21 protein-coding genes are annotated in these 19,147 nt (G+C 25.9%); 17 read left to right on the top strand and 4 right to left on the bottom strand.

What is annotated here, in order from left to right; all coding sequences use genetic code 11:
* Positions 1-152 precede the first annotated feature (152 nt).
* From BLP75_RS08030 to BLP75_RS08020, 3 genes are all read left to right on the top strand, one after another.
* Positions 153-1,484 carry an FAD-dependent oxidoreductase gene (locus BLP75_RS08030; RefSeq protein ID WP_092725145.1) on the top strand — a complete coding sequence of 444 codons (1,332 nt, stop codon included), beginning with the start codon at positions 153-155 and terminating at the stop codon, positions 1,482-1,484.
* Between the two features lie 169 nt (positions 1,485-1,653).
* Entirely contained in the window at positions 1,654-2,508 is an 855-nt protein-coding gene (locus tag BLP75_RS08025) for an alpha/beta hydrolase (protein WP_092725144.1), read from the top strand.
* Between the two features lie 27 nt (positions 2,509-2,535).
* Positions 2,536-3,510 carry an acyltransferase family protein gene (locus tag BLP75_RS08020; RefSeq protein ID WP_092725142.1) on the top strand — a complete coding sequence of 325 codons (975 nt, stop codon included), beginning with the start codon at positions 2,536-2,538 and terminating at the stop codon, positions 3,508-3,510.
* A gap of 75 nt (positions 3,511-3,585) precedes the next feature.
* Here the strand turns inward: BLP75_RS08020 and BLP75_RS08015 are convergent, their stop codons facing one another.
* The gene (locus BLP75_RS08015) at positions 3,586-3,789 is read right to left on the bottom strand and encodes a hypothetical protein (RefSeq protein WP_092725141.1); all 204 of its coding nucleotides are present in this window, start codon (positions 3,787-3,789) and stop codon (positions 3,586-3,588) included.
* Between the two features lie 206 nt (positions 3,790-3,995).
* Between BLP75_RS08015 and BLP75_RS08010 the strand changes: the two genes are divergently transcribed.
* From BLP75_RS08010 to BLP75_RS07995, 4 genes are all read left to right on the top strand, one after another.
* Complete coding sequence (locus BLP75_RS08010; RefSeq protein ID WP_092725140.1) at positions 3,996-4,559, top strand: NUDIX hydrolase; 564 nt, start codon at positions 3,996-3,998, stop codon at positions 4,557-4,559.
* Between the two features lie 58 nt (positions 4,560-4,617).
* Entirely contained in the window at positions 4,618-5,577 is a 960-nt protein-coding gene (locus BLP75_RS08005; protein ID WP_092725139.1) for a magnesium transporter CorA family protein, read from the top strand.
* Between the two features lie 333 nt (positions 5,578-5,910).
* The gene (locus BLP75_RS08000) at positions 5,911-7,110 is read left to right on the top strand and encodes an alanyl-tRNA editing protein (protein WP_092725138.1); all 1,200 of its coding nucleotides are present in this window, start codon (positions 5,911-5,913) and stop codon (positions 7,108-7,110) included.
* Between the two features lie 114 nt (positions 7,111-7,224).
* Positions 7,225-8,070 (top strand): alpha/beta fold hydrolase, encoded by an 846-nt coding sequence (locus tag BLP75_RS07995; RefSeq protein WP_092725137.1) that lies wholly within the window; start codon positions 7,225-7,227, stop codon positions 8,068-8,070.
* A 170-nt stretch (positions 8,071-8,240) separates the two neighbouring features.
* Here BLP75_RS07995 and BLP75_RS07990 read toward each other — a convergent pair whose 3' ends face one another.
* Complete coding sequence (locus BLP75_RS07990; protein WP_092725136.1) at positions 8,241-9,356, bottom strand: tyrosine-type recombinase/integrase; 1,116 nt, start codon at positions 9,354-9,356, stop codon at positions 8,241-8,243.
* Positions 9,357-9,599: 243 nt separating this feature from the next.
* Here BLP75_RS07990 and BLP75_RS07985 point away from each other — a divergent pair, with 243 nt between their 5' ends.
* Positions 9,600-10,190 (top strand): GNAT family N-acetyltransferase, encoded by a 591-nt coding sequence (locus BLP75_RS07985; RefSeq protein ID WP_092725135.1) that lies wholly within the window; start codon positions 9,600-9,602, stop codon positions 10,188-10,190.
* A gap of 5 nt (positions 10,191-10,195) precedes the next feature.
* Positions 10,196-11,269 (top strand): leucine-rich repeat domain-containing protein, encoded by a 1,074-nt coding sequence (locus tag BLP75_RS07980; protein ID WP_092725133.1) that lies wholly within the window; start codon positions 10,196-10,198, stop codon positions 11,267-11,269.
* A 22-nt stretch (positions 11,270-11,291) separates the two neighbouring features.
* On the opposite strand, the gene BLP75_RS07975 is transcribed toward BLP75_RS07980, so the two are convergent.
* Positions 11,292-12,152: a YitT family protein gene (locus tag BLP75_RS07975; protein WP_092725131.1), complete on the bottom strand. Its 861-nt coding sequence runs from the start codon at positions 12,150-12,152 to the stop codon at positions 11,292-11,294.
* A 507-nt stretch (positions 12,153-12,659) separates the two neighbouring features.
* Here BLP75_RS07975 and BLP75_RS18500 point away from each other — a divergent pair.
* Positions 12,660-12,791: a hypothetical protein gene (locus tag BLP75_RS18500; protein ID WP_278335049.1), complete on the top strand. Its 132-nt coding sequence runs from the start codon at positions 12,660-12,662 to the stop codon at positions 12,789-12,791.
* 133 nt (positions 12,792-12,924) lie between these two features.
* Entirely contained in the window at positions 12,925-13,563 is a 639-nt protein-coding gene (trmB, locus tag BLP75_RS07965; protein WP_092725120.1) for a tRNA (guanosine(46)-N7)-methyltransferase TrmB, read from the top strand.
* Positions 13,564-13,617: 54 nt separating this feature from the next.
* Here the strand turns inward: trmB and BLP75_RS07960 are convergent, their stop codons facing one another.
* Positions 13,618-13,893, bottom strand: a complete 276-nt coding sequence (locus BLP75_RS07960; RefSeq protein ID WP_092725119.1) for a hypothetical protein — start codon at positions 13,891-13,893, stop codon at positions 13,618-13,620.
* A 247-nt stretch (positions 13,894-14,140) separates the two neighbouring features.
* On the opposite strand from BLP75_RS07960, the gene BLP75_RS07955 reads away from it, so the two are divergent.
* The 6 genes from BLP75_RS07955 to BLP75_RS07930 all read left to right on the top strand — a co-directional run bounded on the left by BLP75_RS07955 (position 14,141) and on the right by BLP75_RS07930 (position 19,133).
* Positions 14,141-14,344 (top strand): hypothetical protein, encoded by a 204-nt coding sequence (locus BLP75_RS07955; RefSeq protein ID WP_092725118.1) that lies wholly within the window; start codon positions 14,141-14,143, stop codon positions 14,342-14,344.
* Positions 14,345-14,496: 152 nt separating this feature from the next.
* On the top strand, positions 14,497-15,189 hold the full coding sequence (locus BLP75_RS18285; protein WP_207645427.1) for a hypothetical protein: 693 nt from the start codon (positions 14,497-14,499) through the stop codon (positions 15,187-15,189).
* 142 nt (positions 15,190-15,331) lie between these two features.
* Complete coding sequence (gene accB, locus BLP75_RS07945) at positions 15,332-15,811, top strand: acetyl-CoA carboxylase biotin carboxyl carrier protein (protein WP_092725117.1); 480 nt, start codon at positions 15,332-15,334, stop codon at positions 15,809-15,811.
* A gap of 17 nt (positions 15,812-15,828) precedes the next feature.
* Positions 15,829-17,193, top strand: coding sequence for an acetyl-CoA carboxylase biotin carboxylase subunit (gene accC / locus BLP75_RS07940; RefSeq protein WP_092725116.1), 1,365 nt, complete (start codon positions 15,829-15,831; stop codon positions 17,191-17,193).
* Positions 17,194-17,225: 32 nt separating this feature from the next.
* Positions 17,226-18,101 (top strand): acetyl-CoA carboxylase, carboxyltransferase subunit beta, encoded by an 876-nt coding sequence (gene accD, locus BLP75_RS07935; protein ID WP_092725115.1) that lies wholly within the window; start codon positions 17,226-17,228, stop codon positions 18,099-18,101.
* A gap of 87 nt (positions 18,102-18,188) precedes the next feature.
* Positions 18,189-19,133, top strand: a complete 945-nt coding sequence (locus BLP75_RS07930) for an acetyl-CoA carboxylase carboxyltransferase subunit alpha (RefSeq protein ID WP_092725263.1) — start codon at positions 18,189-18,191, stop codon at positions 19,131-19,133.
* Positions 19,134-19,147: the final 14 nt, after the last annotated feature.

The following is a 19,147-nucleotide window of genomic DNA, read 5'->3' as shown; positions in this document are numbered from 1 at the left end:
TATACATCCGTTTAATATAATTTATAGAGTGCTATTTTAATAGTTATATATATTAATATAAATTTGTAATAAAAAAATAATTGTGTTTTAAATTATAAATATCGGGTATTAATATAACATGTTAAAAAATTACCAATATGGAGGGATAATTAATGAAAGTTATAGTTATAGGATGTACACATGCAGGTACTGCTGCAGTTGTTAATATAAAAGACAAATATCCAGAAAGCGAAGTTGTTATATATGAAAAAAATGATAATGTATCATTTTTATCTTGTGGAATAGCACTAAATGTTGCAGATGTGGTAAAAGATACGCAAAAACTATTTTATAATTCACCAGAAAACTTACAAACATTAGGTATAAAAACTAATATGCAACATGAAGTTTTAAATATAGATTTTGAAAATAAAAGTATAATAGTTAAAAATTTATTAACAAGCGAAACGTTTGAAGACAGTTATGATAAACTTGTTTTAACGTTAGGTTCTTGGCCAATAGTTCCAAATTTTGAAGGTGGAAATCTTGATAATATAGTTTTATGTAAAAACTATGATCATGCTAAGACAATAACAAGTAAATGTAGTGATGCTAAGAATGTAGTTATAATAGGTGCAGGATATATTGGTGTAGAGCTTGCAGAAGCATTTGAAATACAAGGGAAAAATACTACTCTAATAGATGCAGAAGATAGAATAATGGCTAAATATTTAGATAAAGAATTTACAGATATTGCAGAAAAGGAATTTAAAGAAAAAGGTGTTAATTTAGTATTAGGTCAAAAGGTTCAAAAGTTTGAAGGAAATGATTCAAAAGTAAGTAAAGTAGTAACAGATAAGGATGAATTTGAAGCTGATTTAGTAATACTATGTATAGGATTTGCTCCTAGTACAAAATTAATACAAGGAAAACTAGATACGCTACCAAATGGAGCTATAATAATAGATGAATATATGCAAACTAGTGAAAAAGATGTATTCGCCGCTGGAGATTGTTGTGTTGTTAAATTTAATCCAGCAAATGATACAAGATATATACCATTAGCAACAAATGCAGTTAGAATGGGTACTCTTATAGGTAAAAACTTAGTTAAACCTACTCTTAAATATATGGGAACTCAAGGAACATCAGGCATAAAAATATATAGCCAATGTATAGCGTCTACAGGAATGACAGAAGAAGTTGCAAAGAATACAACAAATTTAAATATAGATTCAGTAATAGCTACAGACAATTATAGACCTGAATTTATGCCCACATATGAAGAAGCTACTTTAAAATTAGTATTTGATAAAGATAGTAGAAAAGTATTAGGTGGTCAAATAGTATCTAAAATAGACTTAACTCAGTTTGCTAATACTTTATCAGTAGTTATTCAAAATGAAATGACTATTGAAGAATTAGCAATGACTGATTTCTTCTTCCAACCACATTTCAATAAACCTTGGAGTTTATTAAATATAGCTGCATTAAAAGCACTGTAAATGTGAATCAAAAATAAAATACTAAGATATACTATAAAAAATAAAATAAATAATTGAAAATGAGATATACTATAAATAAAAAGACATGGGTTTAGAATTCATGTCTTTTTATTTTAAGATTAAATTTAAAGTACTAAAAATAGATGAAAGGACTTATAAATAAAAATTAATGGAAAATACAACTTTAAAAAAATTAAGACGAAAAGCAAGAAGTATTAATAGAACTTTAGTTTATAGCTATATAAGAGATTTTAATATAAAAGGAAAAAAAATAAAATATGGAGAAAATAGAAAGCAGTATTATAAATTATATCAACCATATACTTCTTTAAATGAAATTAAATCAACTATATTTTTTATCCATGGTGGTGGATGGTGGCATGGAAGCCCATCACTATATAGCAGTGTAGGTAAATATTTTTATAAAATGGGTTATACAACTGTATTAGCTGGATATAGATTAGTTCCGGCTTATAGGTATCCAACACAAATAGAAGATGTATTTTTAGCTTTAAGTAATTTTATAAAAATCAATCCAAATGTAAATAATATAATTGTTGCTGGATACTCTGCAGGAGGAGAACTAGCAGCTCATATTGTATTTGACCACGAAAGACAAGAAAAGTATGGGATTAATCCATCAATATTAAAAGGATTTATTTCAATATCAGGAGTATTAGACTTTTTTAAGTGTAGTTCTACATACTCTAAAATTCTTATAAGAAACTATGTATATAAAGGTAAGGTAGATAAAGCTAATCCTATCAATTTAATTAATAATAAAGAAGTTGATATACCTATTATGTGTATACATGGTGATAGCGACTCACTTATAGATGTAAATACTTCAATTTCTTTTATAGACAAAATACAAAATTTAGATGAAAATACTCTATTAAAAATAATAAAAAAGGCAGAGCATGAAGATACTATAGAACTTGTAAGAGGAGAAGGTAATAAATACTCTAAGTATATTTTAGATTTTATAAAAGAGGTAGAGAACTTGAAAGAAGTTGAAAGATAATGCAAATGATTAAAATGAGGTGCACAGATGGAAGATGTGAAAAACAATTACTTTATAGATAACATTAAATTTATATTAATATTTTTAGTTGTCTTTGGCCATTTAATAGAGAGATATATAAATACAAATACTACACTAATGGGAGTTTATATGTTTATATACATCTTTCATATGCCTTTATTTATATTTATATCAGGTTTTCTTTCAAAAAATATTAATAAAAGTAAAAAAATATATTTAAAAACACTTTTAATTCCATATATAGTACTTAATATAATTTGGTATACTCTAGCTTATATTTATACTGGACAAAATAGTTTTCCATTATTATATCCTGGTTGGACTTTATGGTTTTTACTCAGTTTATTTTTTTGGAGGATATCTCTTAAATACTTAGTTAAAATTAAGTATATATTACCTATAAGCTTTGCATTAGGATTAGTAGTTGGACTTGTTTCGAATGGATCTATATTATCTTTTTCTAGAACTGTAGTATTCTTACCATTTTTCTTGCTTGGGTATTATACAGATATGGAAAAATTAAAAAAAGTAGATGATAAGGTAAATATATGGATTGCTATTTTAGGATTGACTATATTTGTTGCTATAGCATTGTTTATAGCAGAAAATAAAATATTGGATTATAAGTTTTTATATGGTTCTTATTCTTATACTGAACTAGGTTTAAATATATGGCAAGGTATATTTTATAGAATAGTACTTTATTTAAGTAGCATTATTTTAAGTATATTTGTATGTGCTATAACACCAAATAAGAAAACTTTCTATTCTGAAATGGGAAAATCTACAATGTATGTGTATGCATTTCATATTTACGTAGTTATTTTAATTTTTTACTTTATACCAACATGGGATAAACATATTTTAACTAATTGGGTAATTATAATAAGTCCATTGTTTATAACATATATATTATCTTTAAAGATTTTTGAAAAAATATATAATGGTTTATTTAAGTCTATTTTTAAGTTAATAAAATAAAAATCAAAAAAAGCTACAGCATTGATTGCTGTGGCTTTTACTTTTAATATTTAGTTTAATATGATAGCAAAACTTTTAATCTAGTTTTTTTATAGATATGACAGAATTTAAAGGAATATAAAGATCATAATTTTTACTAGAAGCTTTATCTATATGTTCTCTATTTAAAACTATTTCAGCAGGAGTTACTTTGATAATTGTTCCGTATAGCTTTTGTTGAGATAAATAAGTATAGATTTCTACATATTGATGTAAAAATTTTAAAGCATATTCATACATATTATCAACTCCTATATAAGATTTTAAAATCTTACTATAATATATGTGAAGTTATAAAAAAATGTGAATATAACAAGTATTAAATCATATACTTAAATAATTTATACATTATTAAAGCTATAACTAGTTACTTGATTAAACAGCATAAATAAATTAATTGTGGTAAAATAATTATAAAATTAAAAAATATAAAGGGGATGATTATATTGAGTTGGATTAATAGTATAAAAAAATATAAGCCATTTAATGAACAAGAATCTAAAGATAAAGATATTATATTAAAAAGTGCAGATATCTTTGATGATATACTTACACGAAATAATGAAATAGCACATCTTACTTCATCTACATTTGTAGTTAATAAAAATCGTGATAAAGTACTTATGGTACATCATAATATTTATAATACATGGTCATGGATGGGTGGTCATAATGATGGAGATAGTGATTTTTTTAATGTTGCTATGAAAGAACTTGAAGAAGAAACAGGTGTTAAAAATGCTATTATAATCGGTGATGGTATTTTCTCATTAGATGTTTTAGATGTAAAAAGCCATATGAAAAATGGTAAATACGTAGCACCTCATTTACACTTATCTATTGCATACTTAATGGAAGCTGATGAGGATGAACCTTTAAGTATTAAAGAAGATGAAAATAGTGGAGTAATGTGGATACCAATAAATAAGCTAGATGAGTATGTAATAAATGAACCTCATATGCTAAAGCTATACAATAAGTTCATAGAAAAAGCTAATATATATAAATAATACATAAATTCATGTATTATCATCTTGATTTTGACTAATAATAAATCAAGGTGATAAAATGCATATTTTAAATTTAGAAACTAGAGAAAAAAAAGATAAATTTGAAAAAAGCTTTTATAATGAAAATGATTCATACCTAATTTTAAGTTCTGTCGATGAATTAAAGCTTCTAAAGGATATTTTAAAAATAGACGAAATTACATTTAAAGATTGTCTTAAATTTGATGAAAATATAAAGCTTGATTTGTTTGAAAAATATGATTTTCTAAGTGTGAATACTTTTGAAATTGTAGATAATAAAGCTGAAATAGAAGAAGTAAATATCTATCTATCAGATAACTTTATATTGGTTGTTTGTAGCGAAAATCACTTTATATATGAGTTTGTTAAAAATATGATCTTAAATAATATAAAAATGGAAGATACACCTAGCATAGTAAGTCTTTTTAAAATTAATTATTTAATATTTAAAAATATAATAATACATGAATTTGAAAGTCTTGAAAAGGTAGAAGACATGATTCTTAAGTTAGAAGATGAAATTTTAGAAGGTGCTATAGATGATCATGTATCAAAGATAAATTATATAAGAGGAATAACTAGGACTGTTGTAAAAAATACAAGACCACTTTTATATATAGGTGATAGAATCTTAAAAGAAAATATAAGGTATTTAAAATATTCAGATGTAAAAAAATATAATTTAGACAACTTACAAGGTATTGATTTTGGAATAGATAAATTATACAGCTTTGCGTTATCTACAAGAGAATTAGCGGATAAGCTATTAGATATATATTCTTCTCAAGTTGCAGAAAAAACAAATGTATTAATTACAAAGCTTACAGTTCTTACAGGAATAGCAGCTCCACTTACTATTATAACCGGTATTTATGGAATGAACTTCAAAGTTATGCCAGAGCTTGAATGGACTTTTGGATATCCGTTAACTATTTTTGTAATGTTAATTATAATTGTTGTTGGAATAGTTATATTTAAATTGAAAAAATTACTTTAATATTGTTCTAAAAAGCACCTTTAAGAAAAAATTATAGGTGCTTTTTCTATATATATAAAAAGTAATTCAAATTATATAATTTTAAACAATGACTTAATTATTTTAAGTCGCTTCAGTGGATAAAATCGCATTTTACTTTAAAAAATAAATTCAAATGAATAATAAATTTTATTTTTTAAAATTTGAGAAAATAAAAATGTATACAAATAATACTATTTTATACATAAAAACTTTATAAAAGTAACCAATTAGTGTAAAATTACAATTATAAAATAAATTTAATATTATATTCTAACTTATTGGAAGCTAAGATATATGTTAATAGGAGGAATAATGGAAAAATTATATTATAAAGATCAGTACATAAAAGAATTTACTGCAGAGATAGAAGAAATATTAGAAATAGATAATAAATTTCATATACTTCTTGATAAAACAGCATTCTTCCCAGGAGGGGGAGGTCAATTCTGCGATTTAGGTAAAATAGATGTACATGATGTCATAGATACTTATGAAAAAGATGGGAAAGTTTATCATGTTGTAGAAAAAAAACCTATAAAGATACATAAAGTAAAATGTTTTATAGATTGGCAGCGTAGAGAAGATGGTATGCACCAACACTTTGCACAGCATGTACTTTCAGGATGTTTTTATACTTTATTTAAGAAAAATACTGTTGGTTTCCATTTAGGGAAGGAAGTAAGCACAGTAGATATAGAAACAATTCTTTCAGCTGAAGAAATAAAAGAAGCTGAAGAATATGCAAATAAAATCATTGGTGAAAATATACTTTTAGAAACTCTTACCCCTTCTAAAAAAGAATTGAAAAAGATTTGGATAAGGAGAGATTTACCAGACACTGCAGAAGAAATTAGAATTGTAAAAATAGGAGATTTAGATAGTAATGCTTGTTGTGGTGTTCATCCAAAGTCTACTTTAGATCTTAGAATGATAAAGATAAAGAGGTGGGAGAAGAGTAGAGGAGCAACTAGAATAGAGTTTTTGGCGGGTCAAAGAGCAGTTGATTATTCAGCAAAAAGAGATTTATGTTTAAATGATATATGTAAGTATTTACGTTGTGGAGAAGAAGAAGCTATTAAAGGAATAAAAAACTTGCATGAAAGATTAGAAATTGCCTTAGGAGAGAACAAAAAATTAGAAGAAGCTGTATCTGATTATGAAATAAAAGAAATGTTAGCAAATAGCGAAAAGGTTCAAAATATAAATATAGTCAAAAAGGTTTATGATAATCAAAATTCAAAATACGCACTAAAAATAGCTAATAAAATAGTAGAGTTTGAAAATTCTGTTGCATTAATAGGAATTAAAAGTGAAGATAGGGTTAATTTGATATTTGCTTGCAATGAAAACTTGTCTAAGATAAATATGAACAACTTATTGAAAGATACTATCACTCTTGTTGATGGTAGAGGAGGAGGAAGCTCAACTCTAGCACAAGGAGGAGGAAAAAATAACGGTAATTTAGAAGTTGCTATAGATTATGCAATAAAGAAGATAGAAAAATGTATATAATAATATGATAATTTGATTAAATAGGTAGCAGATAGTATCTTGCTGCCTATTTAATTATTCAAAACAATAATCTAAATATAAACAACTTATTTAATAGAAACGTTGGAGGGAAATATGTTTATAGAAACAAATGATAAATTAAAACTATATGTTAAAAAATCTGGAAAAGGCATACCTTGTATTTTTATACATGGAGGACCAGGAGCATGGAGCAAAGACTTTGAAATTTTCTGTGGAAAACAATTAGAGAAAAATTTTGAAATGATTTATTTAGATCAAAGAGGATGTGGAAGATCAGAAGGTTATGAAAATACAGATTACTCTATAAATAAAATAGTAGAGGATATTGAATTAATAAGAAAAAAGCTCAATGTAAAAAAGTGGGTATTATTAGCTCATTCTTTTGGAGGGATAATAGCAACTAGTTATGTAAATAAATATCAAGAAAATGTAGACGGATTAATTTTAGCAAATTGTACTCTTAATTTTAATCAGAGTCTAGAAAGTCAAATAAATAAAGGCTGTGAACTATTAAATATTACAAGAAAAGAAAATGAAATAAGTTTAATAGAAGAGTGGAAACAAATAGCCTACAATTTAGTCAAAGAAGATAAGTATTACATATTACAATATAAAGATTATAATAACTACATTAAAATGAATAGTATAGATGATGAAATTGTAAATACAAATATGTCTAATCAATCATTTGATAATGAAAGTTATTTTTTAGATTATTGTAAGTTTAGTGAAAAAATTAATACTCCTACATTAATAATAACAGGTAGTGAAGATTATGCTATAGGAGTAAGACATTTTGAAAATTTCAAATTCAAAAATGAAGTAATTAAAATAATAAATGGAAAACATACTCCTTATCTAGAAGATACAACTGAATTTATAAAATCAATTACAGAATTTATATTTTCTATTATAAATAGACAATATAAAACAAAATAGTTTACATAATAATGTTAAAGGAAACGAAAAAACTCATTTTTACGTTAAATAACATTTATAATTGTTAAAATCGATTTTAAGCTAAATTCAAGTTATTACGATTAATTATATTAAAACAAAAAACAAACCTTTTACAATAGGATATAAAAGGTTTGTTTTCTTACCAATAATCAACCTAATCTAAATAATGATTCGGAAATTTTATCGCTTGCTTCTGAATCCATTTCTTTAAGTGCATGAGCATATATATTAAGAGTTGTATTAATATTTGAGTGACCAACTCTTTCTGATATAACTTTTATTGGAACTTTTGAATTTATAAGTAAAGTAACATGAGAATGTCTAAGGTCATGAAATCTTATATGTTCTAAATTATGTTCTAATAAAAATCTACTGAATTTTTTACTAATTACATCTTGAGCTATAGGGCGTTCATTCTTGTCAAAAAAGAGTAAGTTTAATTTATTCATAGCTTCTCTTTTTAATTTTAATTCAAGTTGTGATTTTTTATGATTTTTTAACATAAGCATAATTTCACTAGGTGCAGAAATAGTTCTTTCAGATGTTTCAGTTTTGGGATTTTTTAAAATAACTTGTCCGTTATCTCTAACTGTAATTTTATCTATTGTTATAGTGTTTTCGCTAAAGTTTATATTATCCCATGTTAAACCTAATATTTCAGAAATTCTTAGTCCTAGTCCGCTGGCTAAATGAATATATAATTCTAGGGGTGTTCCTTTTGAAATCTCCAATAACTTAATTAAATCGTCTCTATTATATATATTATTTTTAAACTTTTTTATCCTAGGTACATCTATACAATCAACTACATTTTCTCTTATTATTCTTAATCTATAAGCTTTTTTTAGTGCTAAATTTAATATATTTATATGTACTTTTATGGTTTGAGGAGTGAGTATTCCGACTAAATCATCTACATAATTTTGAACATGAACCGGCCTTAACTCATTTAATCTGTAATGACCTAGCATAGGAATTAAATACTTTTTACAAATTCGTAAGTAACAATTATAAGTAGTTATAGATAAATTGACTTTATGTTTTTCTAAAAAATCGATTAAAAAACATTCTAAATTCATAGAATCTGGTGAAGCTAATTGATCGTTATAAATACTATCTCGAAGTTCACTTAGCTTCTTAGAAGCATCTCTTTTTTTCTCGAATGACCCCATATTTTTTTGTTTATTTTTACCGGTAATACTATCCTTATATTCTAAATAAACTATGTAATTTTTACTTCTTTTTCTTATAAATGCAAAACTCATTTTCCCCTCCTTGAAATAACAATTATTAAGTAATTATAACATAAAAACAAAATAAAAAACATTTTAAATTCTGACATATCACTGACATAATATATAAAAAATAGCATAAAGCTGTTGAAATTACTTATTTTATGTAAAATGGCATAAAAGTATATATTTTATGTTTAATAAGAACAGTTATTATATTAGTTTCATAAATTGTATTAAAGATACTTATATAATTTTTTGAAAGGGATATAAAATATGCACAACTCTAACAATTTTAAAATGAAAACTTTAGAGACTTCAAGGTGCATTTTAAGACCTATTTCTTTAGAAGATGCACCATACTTATTTGATTATTATCAAAAAGATATTGTAGTAAAGTACTTGCCATTTAAGCCACATAAAACAATATCAGATACCAAAAAGTTTATAAAATTATTCTTCTTGAAAAATTACAAAGAAGGCAAAATAGGTCATTATGCAATAGTTTTAAAAGAGGAGAATGTAGTAGTGGGTAATGTAGGATTTAATAATATATCACCATCATCTAAAGAAGGGGAAATGGGTATTTGTATAAATCCATATTATTGGGGATATAATCTTTCAACTGAATTAGCTAAGGAAATGATTAGATATGGATTTGAAGATTTAGGGTTACAAAAAATTTTTGCAATAACATTTGAAGACAATAAGTATTCTCAAAAACCGTTAGAAGTTTTAGGCTTCAACTATATAAAGACATTTAATAAAAAGCTATATTCTAAGAACCAATATGTTAAATGCCATAGGTATGAAATGTTAAGAAGTAGTTATATAAAAAATAAACCTAAATTAAATAAAAAGGGATGATCATCTTGGAAATAGATATAAATAATAATTGGATAGATAACCATTTAAGATTTGTCCTATCAAATTCACAAAATAAAGATATTGAAGAAATAACAAAGGATTATTTGCTTACACTTAGAGAATTAGATTTATCCGATTGTGCAATAGAAAAATTAGATGGTATTCAATACGCTACAAATTTAAATAGTCTAAATTTAAGCAAGAATGAAATAGTAGATGCTACACCTCTTTCTAAGTTATCTAGACTTACAAACTTAGAGCTTTCAGAAAATAGAATAGAAGATGTATCTTTTTTAACTAATTTAAAAAAATTAAAAAGTATTGGGCTAGATGGAAACAATATAGCTAATATTGATAATTTAAAAAGTCTAAAAAACTTATCCTTAATAAATATTTCAAATAACAAAATAAAAGATCTTTCTTTTATTGAAACAATCCACTCTAAAAATGTAAAAGTTATAGCTACAGAACAGTGTGTTGTTTTACAACCTATTCATATTAAGTATGGAGAAAGTTTTATATTTAAAAGTCCTATTTATTGGAATAAAGAAACTATAGTACTATTAGACAATGTTCAATTAGATGGAAAATATACTTCTTTGAAGACGAATAAAAGGCCCTCTTTATTATATTCAATATCTAAGATACTAGTTGAAAACATCTGCTCAGATTGCATATTAAAAGCAGATTTTTATCATGAAGTACCTTTTTTAAAGTCTGGAATTTTAAGCGGTATTTTATTACAGCCTATAAAAGTAAAATTACCTAATCAAAATTTAGGGATTTGTCAAAATAATGAAGGTGTTATTTATGGTAAACTACAGATAAGAAGCTTAAATCAAGAGGAAAAGTATAAGTTTAAAAATAAATTAATTACACTTATAAATAGCGATGGGGATAAAATATCTTGTTTAACTGATTTAAATGGATCATATAAATTTAATAATCTAAAAAATGGAAGATACACAATACTATTTCCCTTTTTAAACACTCATAAATATATAACACCTTCTTTATATGTATGCAATTTAAAGGAAGGAGAAATTTTAGAAGTAAATGCAGTGACTGAGAAAAAATAAAAGCGGCCCAAAAGCCGCTTTTTTAATTTTCAAGTTTTTTAAAACCTTCTCCCAAAACTTCATGAACATTGCTTACAATTATAAATGCAGATGGGTCTGCTGTTTTAACCAGCTTTTTCAAGTAAACTTCCTGATTCTTGGATACTACAACTAAAAGAACTTGTTTTTCTTCATTTGTGTAACCACCTCTACCATCTAGTATAGTAAGTCCTCTATCTAGCTCTCTAGTTATAACACTTTTTATATCATCAGCATGATTTGATATTATAAAGAATGCTTTTGAATAATCAAATCCTTCCATTATAGCATCTGCTACTTTTACAACTACATATAACGCTATAGCCGAGTAAAGTGCTATTTCAATATTTTGACTAGCTATTCCAGAAGATATAACTACAAATGCATCTAAACAAATCATAAACTTTGTAGGTTTTATACCTGGGAATTTTTTACTTAATATTAGAGCTATTAAATCTGTTCCCCCAGTAGATGCATCGACTCTAAACATAATACCAATACCGATACCTAATAATATTGCTCCAGATATAGATGATAACAATAAATCGTTAGTAGCCCCTAAATTAGCCAGTGGAGAAGTGATGTTTACTATTAGTGAAAATAGTATTGTTCCAATTAATGTCTTTACTGAATTCTTTGCACCTAATATTTTAAATGCGAATATTACTAATGGAACTCCTATTAATAACATCATAGTTGAAATCGATATCCCAGTGACTTTGTTTAAAACAACCGATAAACCACTAAGTCCTCCTGGCGCTATAGTATGAGGTTTTAAAAATGTGTTTATACCAACTGCCATTGATATGCAACCTACAACTAACCCTAAAAATTCAATTATACCCGTAACCCTTTCTTTTTTCATTAAAATTCCTCCTAAGATGCCTAAATTATTTATATTAATATATTATAACAACAAGATATTGCACAATCAAACATTATTAGCTAAATTTCACTTAAATAAACATATTGTTTATTAATATATATTTTGGGTATATTAATAATATCAAAAACTAATTTTTATCATATTATTAATAAAATTGTCGTCAAAAAGATCGTTTTATGTTAAAAAAATTTAGTTTTTGGAAAAATTTTATATAAATAGTAAAAATCAATTGATTATATACCTAATTAAAGTATATAATATATATGAATTTAAGAAAATTTGAAAGGAAATGATGATATGAAGGTTACTTTACCAGAAACAGCGGTTAAAACGTTAACAGACATCTTAAAAGATAACCAAGATAGACCTAATAATATAAGAGTTTATTTTGCAGGTGTTGGCTGAGGCGGTCCATCATTTGGAATTGCTCTGGATGAGCAAAAGGCTGACGATTTAGAATATGATGTAGAAGGATTACACTTTATAATGAGTAGTGATGATTTTAATAAATATGGAAACATAGTTATAGAAGATACTGGCTACGGATTTAGAGTAGCTCCTGAGGATATGCAAGATGAAGGTGGATGTGGCGGAGGATGCTCTGGCTGTGGTCACTAAAAAATAAAAGAGTATTAGCTTATAAGCTAATACTCTTTATTTTTTTTTAGTATTAATGTATTATAAGAAGATAGTGCATTATTGTAGAACAAATAAAGCATTAATATAGAATATAATTAATAAGGAGTTAGACATGAGAAGAAGAAAAGTAAAAGGTGCAGATCAAAAGCTTTTAAGTTATACAGATTATGTACTTAGAGATGACATAAATGAGTTAAAAGGTAAATGGAATGAAAAGTTTAAAAATAACAATCCTATATATGTAGAATTTGGAACAGGTCGTGGAAAATTTATAACAACTTTAGCTAAACAAAACCCAGATGTAAATTTTATCGCTTTTGAAATAAAGGAAGAAGTATTAATAAAGGGCGTTGAAAAAGCAGATGAATCAAAGTTAAATAATATATTATTTGCTTGGGCAGATGTTAACAATGTACTTGATTATTTTGAAGAAGGAGAATTATCAAGAATTTATGTTAATTTCTGTGATCCTTGGCCTAAGAAAAGGTGGGCTAAAAGAAGATTAACTCATTCTAACTTCTTAAATAAATACAAGTTATTATTAAATAAAGATGGTGAAGTTCACTTTAAAACGGATAATGAAAAACTGTTTGAGTTTAGTTTAAATGAAATATCTAGTAATGATTGGGTTCTTAAAAACATATCTTTAAACTTAGCTGAAAGTGATTTTGAAAATGTTACAACAGAATACGAAGATAAATTCATGTCATATGGTATGAAAATTTTTAGATGTGAAGCTAAAAAAAGATAAACAGGCATAAACAAAAAGAAAGATTAAATAATTAATCTTTCTTTTTTTATGTATTTAAAATATACCATTTTTTTGACTTATCGCATATAATCCAAATATAACTATTAATGAATATATACCGTATAAAGCAATTTTAATAGTTTCCAGTGTAATTCCGAAGAATTCTAAATTAGTACTATCAGGAAGAACAGCTAATACAGCAGCTATTCCTATAAGCAAAGGATTTATAACTATTTGCTTATCAGTTCTTAATACCATAATCTTACCAATCCATATAACAGAAAGTATTAAAAATAATATCTTTACAATAAATTCTATATTTTCTAACATAGTCAAACTCCCCTTAACTCAGTGGATTTATTAGTAGTATTTCCATAATAAGTATGTTTAATCAATTAATACAAATCATGCCTTTATATTTTATGTATATTTCTACTAAAAACATACATAAAATAGATTATAATACTTTTTTATATAAAAATAAATATAAAAGTGATAATAATCTAGTTAAATGTATATTAAGAATTATTAATGATTAAAATATAAAATAGAATATTTGAAAGGAGAAAAATTAAGAATGTGCTTATATAGTTATAATAATAAGTTTCAAACAAATACTATTTTAAACGATGAGGAATATGAATTACTTAGCAAAATATATAAATGTATAGAAGAAAATGACAATGAAAATGCTCAAAAATTAACACAACAGCTAATATCAATTCAAACATCTAAAGAAAATATAGAAACACTTCAAGATGCAATGAATTCATTAAAATAGCCATAAAAAAGGGTTTCAATTTTAAATATGAAACCTTTTTTTATGGCTATTTATTTAATGTATAAAAGTATTTTTAATTTTCTTCTAGGTTTGTAAATATTTGAGAGTAGACTTGCATATTAATTTTATATATGCATTTAGGGAGTGATAATATGAACTTACGGTTTACAAATTGGTATACACAAGCTTTGGGAGGTACATTAGGTATTGCTGCTTGTTTATATTCATATTTAAATGGAGACATGATTATATATAGCAATATAAATACATACTTTGATACATTAGGATTTGGATCATTACTTTCTAGTTATTTACTACTTCCACTTTGTATAATTACATTATTACTAGCAGTGATTAGATCTTATGCATCAAATAAAGAAGTTTTTAATGTTCCATTAGAAAATATCAATATAGTAATTATAATTTCTACAGTTATAATTGGTTTTATGGGTGCTAAAATATATTTTTGTATTCCTGCTATTTTTATTTTATTTAATTTATTAACATATTATAAAATGAATAAACTTTGCAATAAAGAAGATGGCAATATAAAAGAAAAGGAAATTAAAACTTTCAATTATGACTCAAAAAAATATAAAACTAATAAATTAATAATAAAAAAACAAAATACTATAATATTTGATGAAGTTCAATTAGATAAAGACACACTAATTGATGAAAAAATAGTTTCTAACAAGCAAAATGATTCTGATCCATTAAAAATTAAAATAGAAATGGCTAAGGAGCTTTTAGAAAAAAATGCACAAAAACAGTTTATAATGGAACTTACAGGTTTAACATCTGAAGAACTATATAATGTAGAAGACGAATTAAAAAAGAGTTAATTTAACTTAAGTAAAGCACTGATTGATTATCAGTGCTTTTTTATGCTTAAAATTTAATAAATATCAAAATATATTTACAAAGGTAATTTTTGTGATATAATATTAGTACCAGGTAATAATACGAGGGGGTAATTAAAAAAATATGAAAATTAATGAAATCAAAGAATTATTAAATGTTATAGATAAAACTAATTTAGAATTTGTAAAAATAGAGAGCAGTGACTTAAAACTAGAAGTGTCTAAGTCTAGTAATAAAATTGATAATGCTAATAATGATTCGCAAAATAATCACCATGATTTAATGGAAAGTTCAGATTACGAAGAAGTTGTTAGTGATATATGTGAAGAAATTATTGAAACAACAATCGAGGAGAATGTAAATACACATGTTGTATCAGCACCATTAATGGGAACATTTTACTCATCTCCAAATCCTGAAGAGGGAAACTTTGTTAAAGTAGGAGATTTAATTAAAGTAGGTGACACACTATGTATTTTAGAAGCAATGAAGCTTATGAATGAAATAAATAGTACTGTTAGTGGTGAAGTCATTGAGATATTAGTGGAAAATGAAGAACTAGTAGAATATGGTCAGCCTATGTTTAAAATTAAAGCACTATAGGTAGGAGGTATTAGAAAATGATAAAAAAGATACTAGTAGCTAATAGAGGCGATATAGCAGTTAGAATAATAAGAACTTGCAAAGAGCTAAACATTAAAACTGTAGCCATATACTCTGATGTAGATAAAGAATGTTTACATAGATACTTAGCAGATGAATCCATATGCGTAGGACCTAATAATATAAGCAAAAGTTATAATAACATTGATAATATAATTTATTTAGCTCTTAAACTAGAATGTGATGCTATACATCCAGGTTTTGGATTCTTATCTGAAAATATTGAGTTTGCACAAAAGTGTGAAGAAAACAATATTGTTTTAATTGGACCTAAGAAAGAACAAATGGCGATAATGGGTGATAAATCACAAGCTCGTGAAACAATGATGAAATTAAATATTCCAGTTGTTCCTGGTTCAGAAGGTATTTTAGAAAGCAAAGAACAAGCTTTAATTCTTGCCAACAAAATAGGATACCCTGTAATTATAAAAGCATCAAATGGTGGTGGTGGAAAAGGTATGAGAATAGTTACTTGCGATGAAGAACTTTTCTCTAGCTTTGATATGGCAAGTTCAGAAGCTTTATCAGCATTTGGTAGTAGTGCTTTATATATGGAAAAGTTTATAGAAAATCCTAGACATATAGAAGTTCAAGTATTTGGAGATAACTTCTCAAATGCTATTCATCTTGGTGGTAGAGATTGCTCTATGCAAAGAAGAAACCAAAAAGTTTTAGAAGAGTCTTTGACAGACTACTTAAATCCACAAGAAAAAAGCAAACTATATAATACTGCAGTTGACATAGTCAAAGGTATTGGATATTTAGGAGCAGGTACAATAGAGTTTATAGTAGATAAAGATAAGAATTTTTATTTTATTGAAATGAACACTAGAATTCAGGTTGAGCATCCTGTTACAGAAATGATTACAGGTGTAGACCTTATAAAACTTCAGATTTTAATTGCAAGCAATGAAAAAATACCTTTTACTCAAGATGAGATTAAATTCAATGGTCATGCAATAGAGTGTAGGATAAATGCAGAAAATCCATACAATGATTTTAAACCATGTCCAGGTAAAATAACATCTATAAATATACCAGGCGGATTTGGCGTTAGATTCGATACGTTTATATATTCTGGATACACAATTCCACCTATATATGATTCAATGATAGGGAAGCTTATTTGTTGGGCAGAGGATAGACAACAGTGTATAAATAAAATGAATAGAGCTTTAGAGGAAATCATTATAGAAGGTATAGATACTAATATAGAATTTCAAAAAATGCTTATAAATAGTGAAGTGTTTATGAAAGATTGTCATTATACAAAATTTATAGAAAATGATTTTATTGCTGAAATTGCTATAGCTACAGAGTAATCAAAAATGTAGCATTAAAGGAGTAGATAGTTATGATAAAAAAATTTTTATCTTCCAACGAATCGTCTATAAAAAAAATTACTAAAGATAACAAATACGTAACAGTAACTTTAAATAACAAATTTAAAGAAAACAGTGTAGATGATAGATTTTGGATTTATTGTAAGGGTTGTAAAGATCATGTATTTAAAAAAGATATAGAAGAAAATTTAAATGTATGTCCTAAGTGTAATACACATTATAAATTAAAAGCGAGGGATAGAGTAGATTTATTAATAGATAAAGATAGTTTTAAAGAGTTTGAATTTGATTTATCGATACAAGACCCTTTAAAATTTCCTGATTATATAGAAAAGATAAATTCATATAAAGAAAAAACTAAGGAAGAAGAAGGTATAATCTGTGGAGTTGGAACGGTAAACAGCATAAATACTGTTTTATGTGTAATGAACCCAGACTTTATGATGGGAAGCATGGGAAGCGTAGTAGGAGATAAAATAACGTATTCAATTGAATATGCTGCTGATAACAATTTACCTATAATAATTTGTACTGCTTCAGGTGGTGCTAGAATGCAGGAAGGAATGATTTCTTTGATGCAAATGGCTAAAACGTCTCAAGCCTTAAGTAAATTAGATGATAAGCATTTACCTTATATAACAATACTTACAGATCCAACTACAGGCGGCGTTACAGCAAGTTTTGCTATGCTTGGAGATATTATTTTATCTGAGCCAAATACTTTAATAGGATTTGCAGGTCCAAGAGTAATTGAGCAAACTATTAATCAAAAACTACCAGAAGGCTTTCAAACAGCAGAGTTCTTACTAGAACATGGCTTTATAGATATTATTGTAAATAGAGAAAATATGAAAGACATGATATTTAATATACTGTCTCTTCATTAAGATACCCATAATTAAATAAATCAAATCAACGAATAAATGATAAAAATTTATTCGTTGATTTTGTATATAGGAGGAAGTTAATTGTTTATGCTTATTAACGATATAAAAAATCAAATACAAAATCTTGAAGATGATATAAAGAAGCTAAAATTAATCTCAACATCAAATGATATTGACTTAAGTGATAAAATTAACCATTTAGAACAAAAGCTTAAAGAGCTTCAAAATAAAGCTTGCACAAAAACTCCATACGAAAAAGTGTGCATAAGTAGAGATATAAAAAGACCAACAACAAATGATTATATAAAAAGAATTTGTTCTACTTTTATAGAACTTCATGGAGATAGACTTTTTAAAGATGATCCTTCAATAGTAGGTGGGATTGGAAAAATTGACAATTTCAATGTTACAATTATAGGGCATCAAAAAGGAAATGATGTTCATGAAAATATAAAAAGGAATTTTGGAATGCCTCATCCAGAAGGCTACAGAAAAGCACTTAGACTTATGAAACAAGCAGAGAAGTTTAAAAGACCTATAATAACCTTTATAGATACACCAGGAGCCTTTTGTGGTTTAGAAGCAGAACAACGTGGTCAAGGTGAAGCAATTGCTAAGAATTTACTAGAAATGAGCAAACTATCTGTACCTATCCTATGTTTTGTTATAGGAGAAGGGGGAAGTGGAGGAGCACTTGGAATTGGAGTAGGTAATGAAATCTGTATGCTAGAACACTCAGTTTATTCTGTAATTTCTCCAGAAGGGTTATCTAGTATACTTTTTAAAGATCCATCAAAATCTAAAGAAGCTAGTGAAGTCATGAAGTTAACGAGTCATGATTTAAAAAATCTAAAAATTATTGATAAAATAATAAAAGAACCTTTTAATGGAGCACAGGAAGATGTTGACTTGATCTCTAAAAAGATTAAAAGCTTTATTGTAGATAGACTTAGTTATTATGAAACGCTTAGTGAAGCTGAAATAATTTCTCAAAGATACAACAAATTCAGAGAAATTGGAAGATGTTTGTAAAAAAAATAAAGGTT

It is taken from the genome of Romboutsia lituseburensis DSM 797, from assembly GCF_900103615.1.
GTDB classification, from domain to species: Bacteria; Bacillota; Clostridia; order Peptostreptococcales; family Peptostreptococcaceae; genus Romboutsia_F; species Romboutsia_F lituseburensis.
Note: the sequence above shows the minus strand (reverse complement) of the source record. Positions and strands in the feature narration are given on the sequence as shown.